This window comes from Candidatus Saccharimonadia bacterium (assembly GCA_035544015.1).
Lineage (GTDB): Bacteria > Patescibacteriota > Saccharimonadia > UBA4664 > UBA4664 > UBA5169.
Window position 1 is genome coordinate 189,521 of record DATKIP010000076.1, and the last position, 19,061, is coordinate 208,581.

A 19,061-nucleotide genomic window follows, 5' to 3' on the forward strand; every position below is an offset into this window, starting at 1 on the left:
CCACCCGAAAGGATTCCCCCATGCGAGATTCCAGTCACAAACTAATCTACCTGCTGTGGACGGTGATTGCCGTGCTCATCATCGGCGCGGGCATCGGCGCATTCTTGCTGCTGCGCCACGCGAGCGACCTCGACAACACCAACGCCGAGCTTTCGGGCAGCAACGACAGCCTCCGTCGCCAGCTCGAGCAAGCCAAAGCCAGCCCCACGCCCACCGCCACACCCGAGGCTACCGCCACCCCGTCGCCAAGCCCCAGCCCCACCGCCACGCCCGTACCCACCGCCACTCCCAAGCCCACCGCCAGCCCCAAAGCCCAGTAGCGCCGAGCGGCCGGTCCCGCGGGAGCGAGGGCGGATTCCGCAAAGAGCGAAGGCAAAAACGTTTGGCCCCGCGCGCGCCAGACCACACCACAGATAGAAATTAGCAATAAGGCCGAGTTCGCAAGCAAGCCAAACGTTTTCGCCGCAGCCTACCGGCACGCCCCGTTTGGCGCCACCGACCATAAGCGCTACAATCATGGGGGATACATCAGCCATGACGGCCAAACTTATCGAAAAATTCGTCAAACTCCGCAGCCGCCAAACCGGGCCGCGCTATCTGGTATCGCTCGATATCGGCACCGAATTCGTGAAAGCGCTGATCGGTGAAGTCGTCGTCGATCCGGCCTCGGGCGCGCCGTCGCGGGTCGAAATTCTCGGCGTTGGCCGCCAGCGCCAGCGCCTCACCGACATGGCCGGCGGCGCCGTCACCGACATCACCGGCGTGGTCGAAAACTGCGACGCCGCGCTCAAAATGGCTGAAAAAATGGCCGGCGTGGTGGCCAAAGACGTCGTCATCGGCATCGCCGGCGAGCTCGTCAAAGGCGCCAGCACTATCGTGCGCTACAAGCGCGCCACCCCCAGCGACCCCATCGACATGGCCGAGCTGCGCAAAATCCTCGACCGCGTCCAATACCGCGCCTTCGAGCGCGCCCGTGAGCAGCTCACCTGGGAAACCGGCTACAAAGAGCTCGAGGTCAAACTCGTCAACACCGCCATCGTCGACGTCCAGATCGACGGTTATCGGGTGACCAACCCCATCGGCTTCCAGGGCAAAGACGTCAGCATCCAGCTCTTCAATGCCTTCGCCCCCATGGTCCACCTCGGCGCCCTCCAGTCCGTGGCCCAAGATCTCGATCTCAATCTCGTCAACATCGCCGCCGAGCCCTTCGCCGTGGCCAAATCCGTGGGCGGCCAAGATTCCGGCGAATTTTCCGCTATCTTCATCGACATCGGCGGCGGCACCACCGACATCGCGCTTGTCAACAATGGCGGCGTCGAAGGCACCAAAATGTTCGCCATCGGCGGCCGCGCCTTCACCAAACGCATCGCCCAGGTCGCCAACACCAGTTTTGAAAAAGCCGAAGAAATGAAAATCGCCTACTCCGCCGGCAAACTCGGCCCCAAATCGACCAAAGTCGTAGAAGAGGCCGTGAACGCCGACATTCAAGTGTGGCTCTCTGGTGTCGAACTCAGCCTGGCCGAATTCGACCGCGTCGACCACCTGCCGGCCAAAATCCTGCTGTGCGGCGGCGGCACCGGCCTCCCCCAGATCATGGACGCGCTCAAAGGCCGCACCTGGTACAAAAACCTCGCCTTCGCCCGCAAACCGGTAGTCAACCACATCAGTCCCAGCGAAGTCAGCCGCGTAATCGACAAAACCGGCAAACTTACCAGCTTCGCCGACATCACCCCCATGGGCCTCGCCAACCTCGGCCTCGACCAAGTCGGCGGCGAAACCGCCACCGACTCCCTGGCCCGCAAACTCGCCCGCGCTATTTCAGCCTAATCCTAGAAAAATAATTGCGTGTACCCCCGCGCGACACGAGCTGTGTCGCTGCGAGGGGGAATGCCCTGTCGGCCGAGGCCAACAAAACATGAACGACACCCGGTGGGGCGCGCGAGGAGTGAGCAATGGGGAAGTCTCACACCGTTGCGCCCCACCGGGGCCGGCTCCTGAAGATAGTTGCGCGAACGGGGGGTTGTTCGTGCGTCCGCTTCAGGATAGCCGCAGAGGCGATAGACCGAGGGGGGTAGCTCGGGTTTTGCGCCTTGCGGCAGCTAATGTCCGGTTGCCCCGGACGGAATCGCGCGCGCCGTCCGCCGGGAGCGCAGCCACGATTCCGCCCGGGGGCCGGTGGATCCCCTGCGGGGTGGGGACCCATTGCAGCTCCGAATAGCGTTTGACGACGGCTAAATGCATGACCCCAAGCCATCGAAACGCTACTCGAAGCAAGCTTGTCCACCGAGAGTGCAGTGGACGCGGCTTTCACCAGATGGGTGAGTGAATATGCGTGGGCAAAGCCCAAAATTCCCATCGGGATAGTAGATTATCGCACCCAACCAGGGAAGTCAATCATCAAAATGGCGATGCCTGATAATTACAGCAGACCGTTGGCGGCGCCCAGGTTAAAGGCCACCAGTGCACCGAGCATGATCAACACCAGCGTCGCCAGCAGCCGGAACTGTCGCGACGGGTTGGTATTGAGCGCCCGAAACGACCACACGATGCCAAGCACGATCGCGGCTGCTTCAAAAAAGGTCGAAGCCATCGTCCCTCGAATGATGTAGCTCGTAGCCGCACACAGCATCCCGACCAAGAGGATGCGGTCGACTACCAGCTCCTTACTGACGTATTTTGCCTTCTTCGCCATGATATCCGCGCTCACCGTTTAGTTGGCCCTACTATAACGCAACCGTAACAATTATGGTAGTCTTATACCTATGAAAGAAGGCGCCCTCTACCTAGAGGTAGACGAAGACATCACGTCAGCCATTGATAAGCTGAGTAAATCGGCCGAGCACTCGGTTCAAATCGTCGTACCCAAACGCTCGACGATGCTGCAGAGCATTATCAACCTCAAACTGCTCAAGAAAGCCGCTGAGCAGGGCGGCAAAGAGCTCGTGCTCGTCACAAACGACCGTATCGCTACCGATCTGGCGGCACGGGTGGGTTTGGCCGTGGCGCCGTCGCTGGGAGCCAAGCCGGTAATTGCCGAAGCCCACATTCCCGATGCGCTCAAGTCGCACGAAGAAGTCATCGAGGCTGACGATCCCGAACCCCCGCCGCTGCCGGAGTCTACGCCCGAGCCTCCGCCCAAAGCCGCCAAAAAGCCCTTCCTCAAGCGATTAAACGTCAGCGACGGCCCGCCCGCAGCACCGGCCGCCCTAGCCGCCTCGGCGGGAGATGCGGCCCCCGAGCCCGCCGCCAGTGCCAAAAAAACACCCAAAATCCCCAACTTCCACCGCCTCCAGCGCCGCGTCATGTGGGTAGCCGGTGCCGCGCTGCTCGTGGGCGGGTACGTGCTGGGCATGTACCTCTTTACCACCGCCAAGGTCACCCTCTACGCCGCCGGGACCAAGGTCAGCATCGACACCACCTTTAGCGTCGACCCCAACCTCAAAACCACCGACCAACCCAAAGCCACCCTGGCCGGCCAGCTCGTCACCGTCACCAAGGACCTCAGCGGGCCATTGACGCCCACGGGCAAAAAAGACGCCGGCACCAAAGCTTCCGGCACTATCGTCGTGTCAAATGAATACGACACCAGCCCCCACGCCCTCGTGGCCGGCACCCGCTTCCAGGCGCCCGACGGCAAGATCTTCCACAGCCAAGCCGATAGCTCTGTGCCGGGCGCCACCGTTGGCCTTTCGGGCGGCCAAATCGTGCTCACCCCCGGCAAATCCGACCCCATCGCCGTGGAGGCCGAAACCTCCGGCGACACCTACAATGAAGCGCCCGCGCGCTACACAATCCCCGGCTACAGCGCGGCCATGCAGGCCAAAATTTACGGCCAGGGCGCGCAAATGAACGGCGGCACCACCAAAACCGTCACCATCGTAGCCCAATCCGATGTCGATACCGAGAAGGCCGCCCTGCTCGACAAAGACAAAGACAACGCCACCCGCGATCTGGGCGGCAAAGTCCCCAGCGGCTACGTCGCATTGCCGTCGTCGCAGGCCACCGCGACCACCACTGTGACTCCCTCGCCGGCCGTCGGCGCCGAAGGCGACACCGGCACCCTCGCGATCAAAGTTAGCTACACCGTACTGGCCGTCAAAAAATCCGAATACGAGGCCCTCATCCATGCCCAGGAGCAAAAGCAGGTCGGCGACAAAAACCAAATTTACGACGACGGCCTCAGCGCCGCCCAGGTGACCGTCACGGGCGACAAAGATGCTACCGGGCGCCAAAGTTTCCACCTCACCACTGAGGCCTATGGCGGCGCCAAGCTCGACAAAACCGCCATCGCCGCCAAGCTCAAAGGCCAGCGTTACGGCGACGCCTCCAATATCGCCAGCGGCCTGCCGGGCGTCACCCGCGCCGAGATCAGCCTTTGGCCGGCGTGGGTCGCGAGCTTGCCCTCCCGACCTGATAAAATAACTATCACGATCCAGGTCGCTTCCAAATAACCTCAGGGGAATCATCACCGTGGCCAAATATCTCGGCATCGATTACGGCACCAAGCGCGTCGGTCTCGCCACGGCCGACGCCGACGCCAAGGTAGCCACCCCGCTCACGGCCGTGGCGCCCCACGAGCTGGCCGTGGCCATTGAGCGCGAGGGGCCGTTTGAGGCCGTGGTGGTGGGCCTGCCGCGCGGCCTCGACGGCCAAGACACGCCCCAGACCCTGGCCGTGCGGCGCTTCAGCGACGACGTGCTATGGCGCCGGCTCCATCTGGAGCCAGTGTTCCAAGACGAAGCCGGCACCTCGGCCCTAGCCGAGGACCGTCTCAAAGAATCCGGTAAGCCGTACAACAAAGGCGACATCGATTCCGCCGCCGCCGCCCTCATTTTGCAAGATTACCTCGACACCCTATGATCAAGCGCCGTTCACATCGCCGTTCTATCATTACGGCCGTAGCCGTGGTCGGCATGATTCTAACCTGCGGCCTCTATCTGGGCTACCGGCTGCAGCTGCGCCCCGTAGCCGCCACTGGTCCCGCCAAAGAATTCGCCGTGGCGGCCGGCGACAATGCGCCCCGCATTGCCCAGCACCTCCTCGACGCCGGCCTCATCCGGGATCGCACGGCCTTCGTCACCTACGTCAATTTCCATGGTCTCCGGCCGCGGCTCAAGGTCGGCCGGTACCTTCTCGCCCCCACCCAGTCCGCCGATCAAATCGCCGACACCCTCGCCAGCGGCCACACTCTCACCAAGCGCCTTACCGTCCCCGAGGGCTACCGCCTAACCCAAATCGAAACCGCGGCCGCCGCTGTCGGCATCAGCCAGGCCGATTTTAAGGCCGCCCTCAGCGCCCCCCACGCGCAGAGCTTCCTGACCGGCAAACCCGCCTCGGTCGACCTCGAAGGCTATCTCTTTCCCGATTCGTACCAAATCGACAGTACCACCACTGCCACCACACTCGTAAACGACATGCTCGACACCTTCGGCAAACGGGTCGGCCCCGAATATGTGCAAACGTTTACCGCCGAAGGTCTCACCCTCCACCAGGGCCTCACGCTAGCCTCCATGGTGGAACGCGAGGTCAACATTCCGGCCGACCGCCCCATCGTCGCCCAAATTTTCCTCAAACGCCTGCGCCTGGGCCAAACTCTCGGCTCCGACGTCACCGCCCATTACGCCGCCGAACTCCTCGGGGTGCCATTTAGCGTGGACATCGACTCGCACTACAACACCCGCCGCTACCCCGGCCTGCCACCAGGCCCCATTTGCAGCCCCGGCCTCAGCGCGCTCGACGCCGCCGCTCACCCCGCCGCCACCGATTACCTCTTCTTTCTCAGCGGCAAGGACGGCAAAACCTACTTTGCCAAAACCCTCGCCGAGCACAACCAAAACATCGCCAAGCATTTGTAATCTTGAATCTCAGACCCCAGCCATTCAGTCTGGGGTTTATCCTCCTCGCTCTGCGTATCGGTGATTTTTGACACAAAGTGTCATTTTTTACCGATGCACTTAATCTAAGGTACAAGGCGTGAGCTTCCGAGATCCTGGCTTTACGGCTATTGACGTTATGAGTAGTTTATTGTTATATATAACACGTTCCGTCTGACCCAGCACGCCCACCCAGGGCATCGCCAGACGGACACCGTACCCCGAACCTGGAGGTTCGCATGACATCCAGCTCCCCGACCGACCCGGCTGGCGGCCCCCACGCACCCGGCGACGCCAGTATGCCCACCGGTATCGGCGCCCTCCTCGGGGGCTTCATCGACCACGCGCTTCAGACGGTCGCCACCGTGGCCGGCCTGCCGACTCCGACCCCAACCTCGGCCGGTCCGCCAACCCCGCCCGCACCGCCGAGCCCGAGGGACCTGTTCCTCGATGTGGTCATGGCCGCGGCCGTGGTCGTCATCGCCCCCGGCCAGGCCGTCTGCGGCAACTGCTACGAGCTAGTGCCCCAGCCGCCCGACATTCCACGCGACGTGGGCACAGTGACCTGTGACCACTGCGGCATCCACTTCTGGGCCATCCTCGTCCTCGAAGGGCAAGACGTCACGGCCACGCAGGTGGTGGCATTGTCGAGAGCCTGGAACTTGCTGTTCCTCGGGGCCGCGCGTCTGTTGCCGCCCAGTACTGGCCGGCGCTACCGGCTCGCTCGGGCCTGGATAGGCGACAGGCCGGTCGGCATCGTGACGCCCGACCCGAACAACCCCACCTCCTGAGTCCGGGACCCTCGCCCCGCGCCGCTGTGCGCGCGGGGCGAGGCCCATCCCAAGTTTTCAAGTTAATTGAAGATTTAGGACGGGCAAATTTCCCGGCCAAAAGCCACAAAACTACTAAGCCAAGCACTATCAGGCTCGGATTTGACATATAGCAAACCTGTGCTAGTGGTCGAAGCCCCGAAAAATCAGCCGTTTTTCACCTCATTTTTTGGGCCTTATCACGCCTGGGGCTCGGTTGACACTCATATGGACCCGAATTAGACTACGAAAGTAAATTGATAAGCGTGAGCACTATCGGTTTACTACTCGCACCGTCGACACGAAGCATTAACCAGGTCGAAATACTTCTGCCCTCAAATCTGAGGGGAAGGACGGACTGCCAGTAGTTCCTCGCGCACTCGCGAGATGGAGAAACATTATTAGTAGAGATGCCCTTAGCGTCTCCCTCGATCAATTCCCTATGGGCCAAATCGCCCCGGGAGTCGGAGACACGTCAGAGCCATTTTCGAACATAAAAACTCCCGCAGCCCCAAAGACACGCCGAGCTGCCTCTAAATTCGAAATTACCACCGCTATCGCTAAAAATTCGCTAGCGGCGGCCCACCTGCTGCGCCAGGGCTATCGCCCGCGCTATCTCGCCCACCTCGGTTTTCTCGGTGCCGCGGCGTTTCTCGTGATCGGCAATAGCCCCGACCGAGCTCATTCAGTATCGGTGCGCCTCATGTCGGCCCAGGCCGGCGCGAGCTCCACGCTCGACGCCGCCGCGACCGCCAGCATGGCCGCCGACATCGCCGCCAAAAGCCAGCTGATGGTCGCCGAAGATGCTACCAAAACCGCCACCACCAAGAGCCAGCAAGTAGCCCTGCTCACCGCCGACGACAATGCACTGGCCAAACGCCAGGTCGTTTCCACGGCCGGCAACGCCACGCGCGACATCATCACCTACGCCGTCCAGCCGGGCGACACGCTTTCGGACGTGGCCGGTAAATTTGGCATCACCAGCGCCACCATCAAATGGGCCAACAACCTCGACGACGCCGACATGATCAAGCCCGGCCAGGTGCTCACCATTCTGCCCGTCAGCGGCCTCGAGTATACCGTGCAGGCCGGCGACACCCCCGACAGCATCGCCGCAGCCTACAGTGCCAACGCTGCCCAAATCTTGTCGTTTAACAACGCCGAGGTCAAAGGTCTCGCCGCCGGCTTGAAGATTATCGTGCCCGACGGCGTCAAACAAGAGGCGCCCAAAGCCGCCCCGGCCGTCACCAACAAATACAGCCGCGTCGCCGGTGCCGCTACCGTCTCGCCCACGCTCACCCGCTTCGCTTTCAGCGGCAACGGCTACTCTGTTGGCTACTGCACCTACTACGTGGCCTCCCGCCGCGCCGTGCCCTCAAACTGGGGCAACGCCGTCAGCTGGTACTACAACGCCCAGGCCTCCGGCTTCGGCGTCGGCTCCACGCCCGTGCCCGGCGCCATCGCTTGGAGCGGCGCCGGCTACTACGGCCACGTCGCCTATGTGGAATCCGTCTCCGGCGGCATGGTCACCGTCAGCGAAATGAACTACAACGGTGGCTGGAACCGGGTCAGCACCCGCACGGTATCTGCCGGCACCTTCCGCTACATCTTCTAGTACCGCAAACCCAGCCGCTCCTTGGCGAGCCGCCTGTTCGTGTGCGCGTGCCGTCCCGGCCAGAGCCCGCCGTCCGGCCTCTGTGATACGATACAATTTGCGCCCGGCGTGAATCTCTGACTCACCCCACCGCTCAATCAAACCATCCCGCTCCAGGATTTTAAGAGTAGCGTATAAGCTGCTGGGGCGCAGATATACTCCGCCGACACTATCGCCAATTAACCTACCGGCCACCGCATAGCCATGCCCCGGTTCCTCCGCCAATGCCAACAGTACGAAATATTGAGCAGTCTCAAGCACGCCCGGTTTACTCATGCGGCCGCACTATTCCATTTTTTGGACTAATAAAAGCTCAGCCGCAATCAGCGCTTGTTTTAGCCATAATTCTGGAGAATCTTGAAAATTTTACTAACTCACTGGCCGGTCAGGCTCACACTCCAGCCAGCTGCGCTCTCGCTGCCCCCTCCAACCCCGGCAGAGAAAACTACTCTCATCGACTACTCCAAAAACTGGAATAGTGCCACCATGCATGCCCCCGCATCAATGAGCCCCACAAAAAAATCGCCCGAAATGAGCGATCAAAAATAATAATTCAGTGGTGGCCGCGGCCAGGTTGCGACGAATCGCTTCCTGACCGCGGCGCACCCGCATCTCGCCGTCCCGGCCTTGCCCCTACAGGGGCGGCAGGGCTTCCAAGCGCGGCTGGGACGCAGCGTTGCGTGCCCGGCGACGGGTTGCCCACACGGGGCGACGGTGGTGGTTGAGGATGACAAGCCCGCGAAAGGCGAGGGCCGCAAGTGCGGCCCACAGCAGGCCATGCCCGATTGAGTCGCCAAATTGAATCGGCGGCATGCCGTCATGCGTTGTCCACCACGCCTGAGCGTGGAAAGAAACGCGGACAGCGATCGCGAAGGGCAGGCAGATGAATGTGGCGGTGTACCACCGCACCAGCTGGGCTGCCAGCCAGCTCGCCCACCCCGGTATGGATTTGGCGGCTAACTTGGCTTCGTGAACGGTCTGGCTCATTGCTTCCCCCCGGAACCAACGTTGTTTGCAGCGCGCTGGGTGCGCGTGCAGAGGTGCGAGTGCTCTGAAGCCGGCAAAACCGACCGCAGAGCCATATTATAGCACATTAAAGCAAAAAATGCTAGATTTATCCCCAGACTTCTGCTATGGTAAGGGCACAATGTTTGTAGATACCGCCACAATTGAAGTCAAAGCGGGCAAGGGCGGCGATGGCCGTTCGAGCTTTCGGCACGAAAAATACCGTGCTATGGGCGGCCCCGACGGCGGCGACGGCGGCCGCGGCGGCAATATCATCGTGCGCGTCGATCACAATCTCAACACCCTCGTCGCCTACCGCAACGCCAAAACCTTGCGCGCCGAGAGCGGCCAGCCCGGGGGCGGCAACCGCATGCACGGCAAAAACGGCGAAGACCAGATCGTGCCCGTCCCGCAAGGCACCCAGCTGTGGGAGGGCGAGCAACTCCTGGCCGACCTCACCGGCCCCGCCGATGAACTCATCATCGCCAAAGGCGGCCGCGGTGGCTTTGGCAACGCGCACTTCAAATCCAGCACCCGCCAGGCGCCACGCAACGCCGAGCTCGGCGACCCCGGCGAGGCCCACAACCTCCGCCTCGAGCTCAAAATGGTCGCCGACGTCGGCCTTGTAGGCCTGCCCAACGCCGGCAAATCCACGCTGCTGTCGGTCATCTCCAACGCCAAGCCCGAAATCGCCGATTATCCCTTCACCACCCTCGTGCCCAACCTCGGCGTGGTCGACGTCGACGACTTCGGCTTCCTCGTCGCCGACATCCCCGGCCTCATCGAAGGCGCCAGCGAGGGCAAAGGCCTCGGCGACGAATTCCTGCGCCACATCGAGCGCACTGCCGTGCTACTGCACCTCGTGGATGCCGGCACCGCCGATCCCGTCGCCGACTACCGCGTGATTCAGTCTGAACTGGCGCAGTATCAGGTCGACCTCTCGCTCAAGCCCCAGCTCGTCGTCATCACCAAGGTCGAAACCGTCGACCAGCCCACGCTCACAGCCGTCACCAAGGCCATCAAAAAAGTTGCCAAATCTACCCCCCTCTTCGCCATTTCTGCCCAGGCGCATCAAGGCCTGCTCGAGGTTTTGCGCGCCGCTGCCGAGCTCGTGAAGGCCGCCCGCACGCAGCGCGCCGCCGAGCTCGCCGAGGCCGTCGTGCCCATCATCGACACTGTCGATTCGCCCGACTTTTGGCGCGTGGCGGCCGACGGCCCGGGCGCCTGGCGCGTCACCGGCGAGCGCATCGAGGGCTTCGCCCGCCGCACCAACTTCGATCAAGACGACGGCATCCGCCGCCTGCGCGACATCCTCGCCAAAATGGGCATCGCCGCCGCGCTCCGCCGCCAAGGCGCCCAGGACGGCGACACCATTCGCATCGGCGACACCGAACTCGCCTGGCTCGATTAGAGCATTAATGGTATAATCCCCCGGTTGTAAAGCAACCGTTAGAAGTATGCCCAGATCCAAACTCAAAACCTACCATACCAAGCAGACCATTAGCCTGTTCTGGCGCCATGTTCGGCGTTACCCAGGCTATTTGTGGCCTCTCCTTGCGATCATCCCGTTCAACATTATGATCGCTGACTTTGCCATGCCCTACATCACCTCCGTCATCTTGGGCCGCCTCAGTACCGGGCATTACGACCCCGTCAATTTGTGGGGCAGCTTCGGCCCGCTGCTGCTGCTCTACGCCGCCGGTAGCCTCGCCACCGGGATCATTGGCTGGCGCGTGGCCATCTGGCTCATCTGGAATCTCGAGCTCAACGCCGCGCGCGACATCACCCAGCGCGTGTTCAACCACCTTATGAACCAAAGCGCCGGCTTCCACTCCAACCGGTTCGGCGGCTCGCTCGTGTCGCAGGCCGGCAAGCTCACCGGTTCGTATGTGCGCGTCGCCGACGCCACCGCCTTTAGTCTCATTCCGCTGATCGTGAGCATCATTGCGACGGCCGTCATTTTGACGCCGCGCGCACCGATGTTTGTGGCCGTGCTGCTGCTGTTTTCGGCGCTCTACATCGGCGGCACCCTCATCTATTCGCGGGCCGTGCGCGTCGCCAATGCCGAAGAATCCACGCTCCAAAGCACCCAAACCGGCTACCTAGCCGACAGCATCACCAACGTGTTCGCTGTCAAAACCTTTGCCCGCGCAACCCACGAACAGCGCCGCTACGCCGAAATCACCGAGCGCGTGCGCCAGGCCGGCCGCCGCTCGATGCGCGCCACGCTGCTGCGCGAAAATTACGCCGCCATCATCACCCAGACCATCAGTGTATTAGCCTTATTCGTGGCCGTCATTGGCGTGGGGGTGCTGCGCGCCGACGTCGCCACCATCTTCCTCATGGTCAGCTACACCACCTCGCTTAGTAGTCGTCTCTGGGAGTTCCAAAACGTGCTACGCCAATACAACCGTGCCCTCGGCGACGCCAGCGACATGGTGGGCATTTTGCAAATCGAGCCGAGCATCAAAGACCCCGCCCGGCCCGAGCCCTCGCGCCTGCACGCCGGCGAAATCGTCTTCCGCAATATGACCTTCACCCACGGCGAATCCGATGACCCCCTGTTTGAAAACCTCAACCTGCACATCGCGCCGGGTGAAAAAATCGGCCTCGTGGGTCGTTCCGGCTCGGGCAAAACCACCCTCACCCGGCTGCTGCTGCGTTTCTCCGACCTCGACTCCGGCAGCATCATTATCGACGGCCAAAACATCACGGCCGTCACCCAAGACAACCTGCGCCGCGCCATTAGCTACGTGCCGCAGGAGCCGCTGCTGTTCCACCGCTCCCTGCGCGAAAACATCGCCTACGGCAAGCCATCAGCCACCAAAGCCGAAATCGAGCGCGCCTCCGACCGCGCTCACGCCGCCGAGTTCATCCACAAGCTCCCCCAAGGCTACGACACCATGGTGGGGGAGCGCGGCGTCAAGCTCAGTGGCGGCCAGCGCCAACGCGTGGCCATCGCCCGCGCCATGCTCAAGGATGCGCCGATCCTGGTGCTCGACGAAGCCACCTCCGCGCTCGACAGCGAGTCCGAAAAGCTCATCCAAGACGCCTTGTGGCGGCTCATGGAAGGCCGCACCGCCATCGTCATCGCTCACCGCCTCAGCACCATCCAGCGCATGGACCGCATTGTGGTGCTCGAAGCCGGCCGCATCATCGAGCAAGGCTCGCACGCCGAGCTCATTGCCGCCGGCGGCCAGTATGCCGCGCTCTGGAGCCACCAATCCGGCGGCTTTATCGACGAAGAGACCGACGCCGATGCCGCCGCAGCGCCACCAGCCCACTAACGACCGCCGCCACCATCACCACCCCAAACGAATAAAACCACAGCACGCCCAGCACAAGCGGCAGGTACTCGGCGCCCGAACCACCCCGCGCCGCCACGCCGTACGCCGACCCCAGGAGGTACCCGCTAAACCCCGCCAGCGGCAAATAATACAGCCCCGGCCCCCAAATATCGTTCACGGGTAGGCGCCTGCGCCGCCGGCGAGCGGCCAGCGCCACTACCCCCTGCGCCAGCAGCAGCGGCACCACGCCGAGCAGCCCAAACAGCATCACCACATCAAACGTCCCCGGCAGCCATTGGGCCGGCCGGCCCGGCGCCGCCAGCACAAATCCCGCCAGCGCGCACAGAGGAGTACCGATCAAAACAATCTTACGCAGCATATCCCCCTGAGCATAAGCTTTATCCGGCCGGCCCGCAATCACCCTCGTTCATTGACGCGGCGCTCCATACCAGGCACAATAAATCAGTCCAATTATCTCGGGGCTGTAGCTCAGTTGGCTAGAGCGCTGCATTCGCATTGCAGAGGTCAAGGGTTCGAATCCCTTCAGCTCCACCAGGAATTATCTATTCGAACAAGAGAGCCGCAAGGCTCTTTTTGGTTGCTATGCTAAAATAGACTCATGGAAACCCAAGTTTACACCGTCATCTATGAAGCCGATCCTGAGGGCGGGTTTGTGGCGTCCGTACCCGCTTTGCCCGGATGCTACAGCCAGGGTGACACGCTCGAAGAGGCCGAAACCAACATCACCGAAGCGATTGTGCTATATTTGGAGTCGCTGAAAGAAGAGCACAAGGAATTGCCCCAAGACCATATCTGGCAAGGCCGGGTTCAGGTCGCAGTCTAATGCCCGATAGCTCGGTGCCCAGCCTCACGTCGGAAAAGGTCGTTAAGGCCCTCAAGAAATGCGGATTTGTAGAGCTCAGGCAAAAGGGCAGCCACTTGGTATTATTCAACGAAGTGACCAATAAACGCGTAGTCGTACCGATACACAAGGGCAAGGACATCAAGAAGGGGCTGCTTCGCAAGATCATTGAGCTAGAAGCACAGCTCACTATAAATGAGTTTTTAAAGCTCTTGTAGTTATTAATCCCCGCTATCCCTAATTTGAGCCTCCGGGTGGTTCGTTCGTCCCCGCCTTCCCATTTTGACTAAACTAAGATATACAAATACTGAGCGCAGCCTCCGAAAGGAGCTTCAGCCGCATCCGTGGCCGCTCGCTCTTTCGTATCTGGGGCGCTCTCGTAGCCTGAAAGGGGCACACGTGTCTGCTCGGTCAACCAAGCGACAGTTCGCCTGTCTGCGCGCACTGCTCACAGCTCTGGCCTTGGTGCTAGGAATGGGGGTCGTCGGCCTCACTATGGCCTCGCCGGCCACCGCCGACGCCACGCACCAAGCCGTCATCGGTATGCCGTTCACTGGCAAGTGGGCATACAACGTCGCGACGGCTGCATCCTGCGGGTCTGGCTCAAACCAGACGTCGCACCCGTCATGCCACATGACGAATCCGTCCACCGGCTATTTGTGGGGTGACTGGGCAACCGACGCCTATGCCGGCGATGGCACGGACGTCAAGCTAAGTGTTCCTTACGCCACGGGGACACTTGCGTATGTCTTCGTACCTGTGACCAATGGAAGCTGCGGTCACCGAGTCGAGGTCACCGTCAAGGTGGGCGGAACCGAGGTGGGTCAGGTTTATTTCGACCACCTGAAGAGCGAAGTGACCAGTCAAGCCGGACTCGACGCCGCCATGAGTAGTGGCGGAGTAATCGGCAAGGTTGATCAGACCTGTCACATCGGTTACTCCCACACTCATATCGAACTCAAGAGCACGCCCGACCACGCTTGTTATGTCAACTACAGCAACACGAACAACACCGCCGGCATGACGGTGAACCAAGACAGCAACTTCGGCGTTCTAGGGTCGCCAAACACGGGTAAGCAGCAGGCGTGCGCAAGTGTGCCCAGCGGCAACCCACCGCCCACCGACACCGACGGCGACGGCATCCCCAACGCCCAAGACCAGTGCCCCACACAGTCGGGGCCGGCTTCCACCGCCGGCTGCCCTGATCTGGATGGCGACGGGGTCAAGGACAGCATCGATGTCGCGCCGACCGTTCCCGGGCCAGCCAACAACCGGGGCTTCCCGCTGTCGAACCGCATCGTCTCTGGCGATTTCAATGGCGACGGCTACGGCGACACGGGAGATTTCTACAACTACGGCGGCGGCCGGACCCGGCTATGGCTTATCTACGGTTCCGCCACTGGCCTGAGCGCCGAGACCATGGTCTGGGATTCGGGGCCAACCCCACCCAACTGGTGGGACGCCACGCAAATGAAGTCCGCCGTGACCGACATCAATCACGACGGTCTGTCCGACATCGTGGCCTTTTACAACTACGGCAGCAGTACCGTCAAGGCCTGGGTGTTCTACGGTTCCAGTACCGGAGTGCAAGCGCCGGCCATGCAATGGTACTCCGGCGCCGGCAACTGGGACTGGAACCAAGTGACCCTGGTCGCCGGTGACTTCAACGGTGACGGCTACGGCGACGTCGGTGCGTTCTACTACTATGGCGGCGGCGATACCAGGCTGTGGCTCTTCCCCGGCTCAGCTACTGGCCTGCAGCCGGAGTACATCAACTGGAGTTCCGGCGTCGGCAACTGGGATGCCACCAACATGAAGACGGTCGTCGCGGATGTGAACCATGACGGTTTCGCCGACATCGTGGCCTTCTACAACTACGAAGCCGCCGGCGTTCGGGCCTGGATACTCTATGGCTCCACGACCGGCGTTCAACCTCTCGTCAACGTCTGGTACTCCGGCGCCGGCAACTGGTGGTGGAACAGCGTCCAGCTGACCGCCGGTGACTTCAACGGCGACGGTTACGGCGACGTCGGCGCGTTCTACGACTACGGAAGCGGCGGAGTCCGGCTCTGGGAGTTCAACGGTTCGTCGTCCGGCTTCCAGCCCGAATCCGTGGCGTGGTACTCCGGCGCCGGCAACTGGGGCTGGAACAACGTGAGGTCCACCGCGGCCGACTTCAACCATGACGGCAAGGTCGACGTCGGCGCATTCTATGGCTACGGCGGGTCAGAAACTCGGCTCTGGGTTTTCCCGGGCGCCTCATCTGGCTTCCAGCCCGAATCCGTTGGTTGGGATTCGCATCCCGGCAACTGGAACTGGGACTGCATGTAGCTGGCGTCAAGCGAGCCGGGCCGGGGAGCGTACCTTGCTCCCCGGCCCCTCCCAACAAATAAGGTATTATCAAAGCATGAAAGCCGCCGCCATCCTCGTCAAATCCTTCACCCAGGACCAGGCCGCCGGCAACCCGGCCGGGATTGTGCTCGACGCAGACAAGCTGACCGACCAACAAATGCAGCATATCGCCACAGAGCTTGGCTTTGCCGAAACCATGTTTGTGCTGCCCTCGAGCAAAGCCGATTTCCGTCTGCGCTTCTTTGCTCCCAATCATGAAGTCGACCTCTGCGGCCACGGCACAATCGCCAGCTTTCATGTGCTGCTCGAACAAGGCCGTCTAGACCTGGACGGCCATGAAGCCAAGGACTTCACCCAAGAAACCCGCGCCGGCCTCCTAGGCGTCACGGTCCACGGGGATGGTCGGGTGGTCATGACTCAAAATAACCCCACCTTCACCGAAATCGAAGAAGATAAAGCAAATATAGCCAGGCTCCTCGGCATTGCCCAAAACGATATATCGTCCGAATCGCCAATCCAGATCGTCTCCACCGGCACACCCAAGCTCCTCATCCCACTCCGCACACTCCCGTCCCTCCGCTCGGTCAAGCCCGAACTGAAAGGCATAAAGGATTACTGTCGTACCACCCCCGCGCGCGGTTTCTATCCCTTCACTACCGAATCGCCCATAGCCGGCACCGACTTCTTCGCCCGCCAGTTCAACCCCCTAGCCGACGAAAACGAAGATCCCGTTACCGGCGTAGCGGCCGGCGCACTGGGTTGCTACGCCAAAAAATACCATGTCTATGACAAGCCAACCTTCGTCGTGGCTCAAGGTTACGATCTAGGTATGGGCGGCAATATGTTCGTTGACGTGAGCGACGGCGTAAAGGTTGGCGGGTATGCGATGACCTACGGGCGGAAAGAATTGGAGGTTGTATGAAATTCCCTATACAACAGTTTGAGCCCTCAGTAAGGGTGAGGACCCAAACTGAAGGCTCATACGAGACTTCCCATTAAGCACTAGACCTTTTACGGCCGCGGCCCCCATTGGAAGCTATCGTGGGCTAGTTCTGCCAGCTTTAGTACCTCCACATCGGCGGTCGCTTGAGCGAGGTGCATGACGTCGTCCCTCTGCCCTTCGAGATTTGGAGTGAGCGGCCGGGCCAGGACATTGAGAATCTTGGTCGACCCGTCCGGTCCGATGATGTAGTCGATCGCCGGATAGCCCAGCGCTCCGTACCGCGACGCGAGAATCGCATGGAGGTCTCCATGCAGCTTGCGCAGCGAGGGGAACGAATCGAACACCTGCTCCGGCTCGAGCAGATGCAGCTCGGTTGCAAACCGTTCTCCTACATCTTCCGGGTTACTCAGCCGTAGTTCGGCCGCCGGTGCTTGATCGGACGGCAGCCACAGCGGCTGATAGATCCGCAGCGCATGCAGGCAACCGGCTCCGAGCCGGTCGCTCGGCGCCAGACCGAGAGCACCCAGCAAGTCCTGGTCGCCCATTCCTGGCTCCACCGCCTGCAGGACCGGAGCATCGCCAAACCGAGCCACGAAGGCCGGCGTGAGCTCGTCTCGCCGCACCAGCTGAGCGCGGCTTGATGGGTCGGCACCCACATCCATCACGACGTTTGGCTTGAGGAAGAAATGTGTTTCTTCCGGCCACCGGCCCGGCTTCCGGCCGTCAAAAGCTACGCTTTCAACGCTCTGGCCGCTAAACCCCAGCTCGTCCAGCACTCGCCCGAGGCCGAGCCGCGTCTTTAGGTCTTGCCGCAGACGGGCAAAGTTGTAACCCCGCCCAGGCAGGAACGCCAGCTTGTTTCCTCCCTCCCGCCAGATAACATCACGCAGGCGCCACGCCGGCGCGTAAATACCCTCTTCTAGTGTCCACGGCCCTCCCCCATACACCGTAAACGTACGAATAAGCCCGTCCTCGTCGTAGGTTGTGGGGTCTTGTGCTTGGATGAGGAGCACCTGTACGCCATATTTACGTCCGAGAGCATTCGATAGGTATTCCTGGCGGGGAAAACGTTGGTTGTGTAAAGGAGCGCGGCCCTCAATGACCGCCACCGGTTCCCCTGGGTTAAAGCCGAAGACACCCATGTTTTGTGGCATAAAAATAAGTATACTAGCTAGCGCCGTATAGCCGTTTAAGAACATCTATGGGGGAACATATGTCGGAATCGGAAAAAGTAGTATATACAGGGCATTTTCTTCTCGATCCTCAGGAGTTGCTGTCGCAGCTGCCCCCTCAGATCAGCGGGGAGGGGACGACAACCTATGCCCATCATGTGACAAAAGAATTTGAACCAGCAGACGGGAAAGAAGGCGTAACCCCCGGTCGTGAACGCACACTTCACGTTACCGGCCACGTTGTAGCCGATGGAGTGCACGCCGCGATAGTTGAGTCACCGGATGGAGACGCAATATCGACGAAAAAGCACCCGCATATCACCATCGCTACAATTCAAGGTATCCCACCCGTTAGGAGTAACGACGTCATTGCTCGAGCCAGCGAGACGGGAACCATCATGCCCGTTGAGCCCCCGATCGAAATCAAAACAGTCGAAGGCTATTTTGATGGCGAGACCGTGCATACGAGCTAATAAAGCACGACATTCTCCAGAGCCTCGCGGCTCTGTTTGGTATAGTAAAACCATGTCGAAAACCGCTCCCAAAATTCTCGCCTGGATCAATTGCTACGGGGGCTGGACGCCCGAGCTGCGCCACCCGGTTGAAACTATCGGCTACGATCAATATCTCGAAAGCATAGCCAATGCCCTCGCCGCCCTCGAAGGCCGAATCGAGGCCGTGTATGTTTCGGGCGGCATGCGCGACCCGGCCGGCCGCACCGAGTGTGAGACCACAATCCCCGAGATTTCCCGCCGGCTTCAGCGCCGGGGCGTTTCCGGCTTGAGCATGAATGCCGACGAGCAGAGCCTCACGAGCATTACGATAGCCAGGAAATTTTTGGAACTCTGGCAAGCCAAATACGCCGGCTGCATCCCGCTCCTGTTTTGCGATCAAGCTCGGTACGAAACCAACGCCTACGTCCTGAAGCAGTTTGCCGAAACATCCAGGCGCGATCTACCACCCATCCATGAAGTATTAATCCCCATACCCAGGCTCGACAACCACCCCAACAGCACGCCCGAAAAGCAGGCCGAAAAATTACGGCACCTGAAAGAAAAGGGGATCGAGGCGGTGGAAAAACTTGAGATTGAGGCGCGCCGGTAG

Annotated in this window: 19 protein-coding genes and 1 tRNA gene; 16 read left to right on the forward strand and 4 right to left on the reverse strand. The window is 61.1% G+C overall.

Annotated features, from left to right (window positions below):
• Positions 1-20: 20 nt before the first annotated feature.
• Complete coding sequence (locus VMT30_04715) at positions 21-320, forward strand: hypothetical protein (protein ID HVQ44239.1); 300 nt, start codon at positions 21-23, stop codon at positions 318-320.
• Positions 321-534: 214 nt separating this feature from the next.
• Entirely contained in the window at positions 535-1,827 is a 1,293-nt protein-coding gene (locus tag VMT30_04720) for a cell division FtsA domain-containing protein (GenBank protein ID HVQ44240.1), read from the forward strand.
• Between the two features lie 592 nt (positions 1,828-2,419).
• Here the strand turns inward: VMT30_04720 and VMT30_04725 are convergent.
• Positions 2,420-2,692: a hypothetical protein gene (locus VMT30_04725; protein HVQ44241.1), complete on the reverse strand. Its 273-nt coding sequence runs from the start codon at positions 2,690-2,692 to the stop codon at positions 2,420-2,422.
• 70 nt (positions 2,693-2,762) lie between these two features.
• Here VMT30_04725 and VMT30_04730 point away from each other — a divergent pair, with 70 nt between their 5' ends.
• The 5 genes from VMT30_04730 to VMT30_04750 all read left to right on the forward strand — a co-directional run bounded on the left by VMT30_04730 (position 2,763) and on the right by VMT30_04750 (position 8,297).
• The gene (locus VMT30_04730) at positions 2,763-4,451 is read left to right on the forward strand and encodes a hypothetical protein (GenBank protein HVQ44242.1); all 1,689 of its coding nucleotides are present in this window, start codon (positions 2,763-2,765) and stop codon (positions 4,449-4,451) included.
• Between the two features lie 19 nt (positions 4,452-4,470).
• Positions 4,471-4,860: a Holliday junction resolvase RuvX gene (gene ruvX / locus VMT30_04735; GenBank protein HVQ44243.1), complete on the forward strand. Its 390-nt coding sequence runs from the start codon at positions 4,471-4,473 to the stop codon at positions 4,858-4,860.
• Entirely contained in the window at positions 4,857-5,855 is a 999-nt protein-coding gene (gene mltG / locus VMT30_04740; GenBank protein ID HVQ44244.1) for an endolytic transglycosylase MltG, read from the forward strand. Before ruvX ends, mltG begins: the two co-directional genes overlap by 4 nt.
• A gap of 257 nt (positions 5,856-6,112) precedes the next feature.
• Positions 6,113-6,664 (forward strand): hypothetical protein, encoded by a 552-nt coding sequence (locus VMT30_04745; GenBank protein HVQ44245.1) that lies wholly within the window; start codon positions 6,113-6,115, stop codon positions 6,662-6,664.
• Positions 6,665-7,124: 460 nt separating this feature from the next.
• Positions 7,125-8,297, forward strand: coding sequence for a LysM peptidoglycan-binding domain-containing protein (locus tag VMT30_04750; GenBank protein HVQ44246.1), 1,173 nt, complete (start codon positions 7,125-7,127; stop codon positions 8,295-8,297).
• Between the two features lie 672 nt (positions 8,298-8,969).
• On the opposite strand, the gene VMT30_04755 is transcribed toward VMT30_04750, so the two are convergent.
• The gene (locus tag VMT30_04755) at positions 8,970-9,323 is read right to left on the reverse strand and encodes a hypothetical protein (protein ID HVQ44247.1); all 354 of its coding nucleotides are present in this window, start codon (positions 9,321-9,323) and stop codon (positions 8,970-8,972) included.
• A 160-nt stretch (positions 9,324-9,483) separates the two neighbouring features.
• Between VMT30_04755 and obgE the strand changes: the two genes are divergently transcribed.
• On the forward strand, positions 9,484-10,752 hold the full coding sequence (gene obgE, locus VMT30_04760) for a GTPase ObgE (protein ID HVQ44248.1): 1,269 nt from the start codon (positions 9,484-9,486) through the stop codon (positions 10,750-10,752).
• Between the two features lie 46 nt (positions 10,753-10,798).
• Entirely contained in the window at positions 10,799-12,628 is a 1,830-nt protein-coding gene (locus tag VMT30_04765; protein ID HVQ44249.1) for an ABC transporter ATP-binding protein, read from the forward strand.
• On the opposite strand, the gene VMT30_04770 is transcribed toward VMT30_04765, so the two are convergent.
• The gene (locus VMT30_04770) at positions 12,576-13,007 is read right to left on the reverse strand and encodes a hypothetical protein (GenBank protein ID HVQ44250.1); all 432 of its coding nucleotides are present in this window, start codon (positions 13,005-13,007) and stop codon (positions 12,576-12,578) included. The genes VMT30_04765 and VMT30_04770 overlap by 53 nt on opposite strands.
• 99 nt (positions 13,008-13,106) lie before the next feature.
• Between VMT30_04770 and VMT30_04775 the strand changes: the two genes are divergently transcribed.
• From VMT30_04775 to VMT30_04795, 5 genes are all read left to right on the forward strand, one after another.
• A tRNA-Ala gene (locus VMT30_04775) sits at positions 13,107-13,183 on the forward strand.
• A 64-nt stretch (positions 13,184-13,247) separates the two neighbouring features.
• The gene (locus VMT30_04780) at positions 13,248-13,472 is read left to right on the forward strand and encodes a type II toxin-antitoxin system HicB family antitoxin (protein ID HVQ44251.1); all 225 of its coding nucleotides are present in this window, start codon (positions 13,248-13,250) and stop codon (positions 13,470-13,472) included.
• The gene (locus VMT30_04785; protein HVQ44252.1) at positions 13,472-13,708 is read left to right on the forward strand and encodes a type II toxin-antitoxin system HicA family toxin; all 237 of its coding nucleotides are present in this window, start codon (positions 13,472-13,474) and stop codon (positions 13,706-13,708) included. Before VMT30_04780 ends, VMT30_04785 begins: the two co-directional genes overlap by 1 nt.
• Before the next feature lie 181 nt (positions 13,709-13,889).
• The gene (locus VMT30_04790; protein ID HVQ44253.1) at positions 13,890-15,821 is read left to right on the forward strand and encodes an FG-GAP-like repeat-containing protein; all 1,932 of its coding nucleotides are present in this window, start codon (positions 13,890-13,892) and stop codon (positions 15,819-15,821) included.
• Positions 15,822-15,897: 76 nt separating this feature from the next.
• Positions 15,898-16,764 (forward strand): PhzF family phenazine biosynthesis protein, encoded by an 867-nt coding sequence (locus VMT30_04795; GenBank protein ID HVQ44254.1) that lies wholly within the window; start codon positions 15,898-15,900, stop codon positions 16,762-16,764.
• A gap of 89 nt (positions 16,765-16,853) precedes the next feature.
• On the opposite strand, the gene VMT30_04800 is transcribed toward VMT30_04795, so the two are convergent.
• Positions 16,854-17,939 (reverse strand): hypothetical protein, encoded by a 1,086-nt coding sequence (locus VMT30_04800; protein ID HVQ44255.1) that lies wholly within the window; start codon positions 17,937-17,939, stop codon positions 16,854-16,856.
• A 59-nt stretch (positions 17,940-17,998) separates the two neighbouring features.
• Here VMT30_04800 and VMT30_04805 point away from each other — a divergent pair, with 59 nt between their 5' ends.
• Together VMT30_04805 and VMT30_04810 are read left to right on the forward strand one after the other, a co-directional pair.
• Positions 17,999-18,430, forward strand: a complete 432-nt coding sequence (locus VMT30_04805; GenBank protein HVQ44256.1) for a hypothetical protein — start codon at positions 17,999-18,001, stop codon at positions 18,428-18,430.
• Positions 18,431-18,482: 52 nt separating this feature from the next.
• Entirely contained in the window at positions 18,483-19,061 is a 579-nt protein-coding gene (locus tag VMT30_04810) for a hypothetical protein (protein ID HVQ44257.1), read from the forward strand.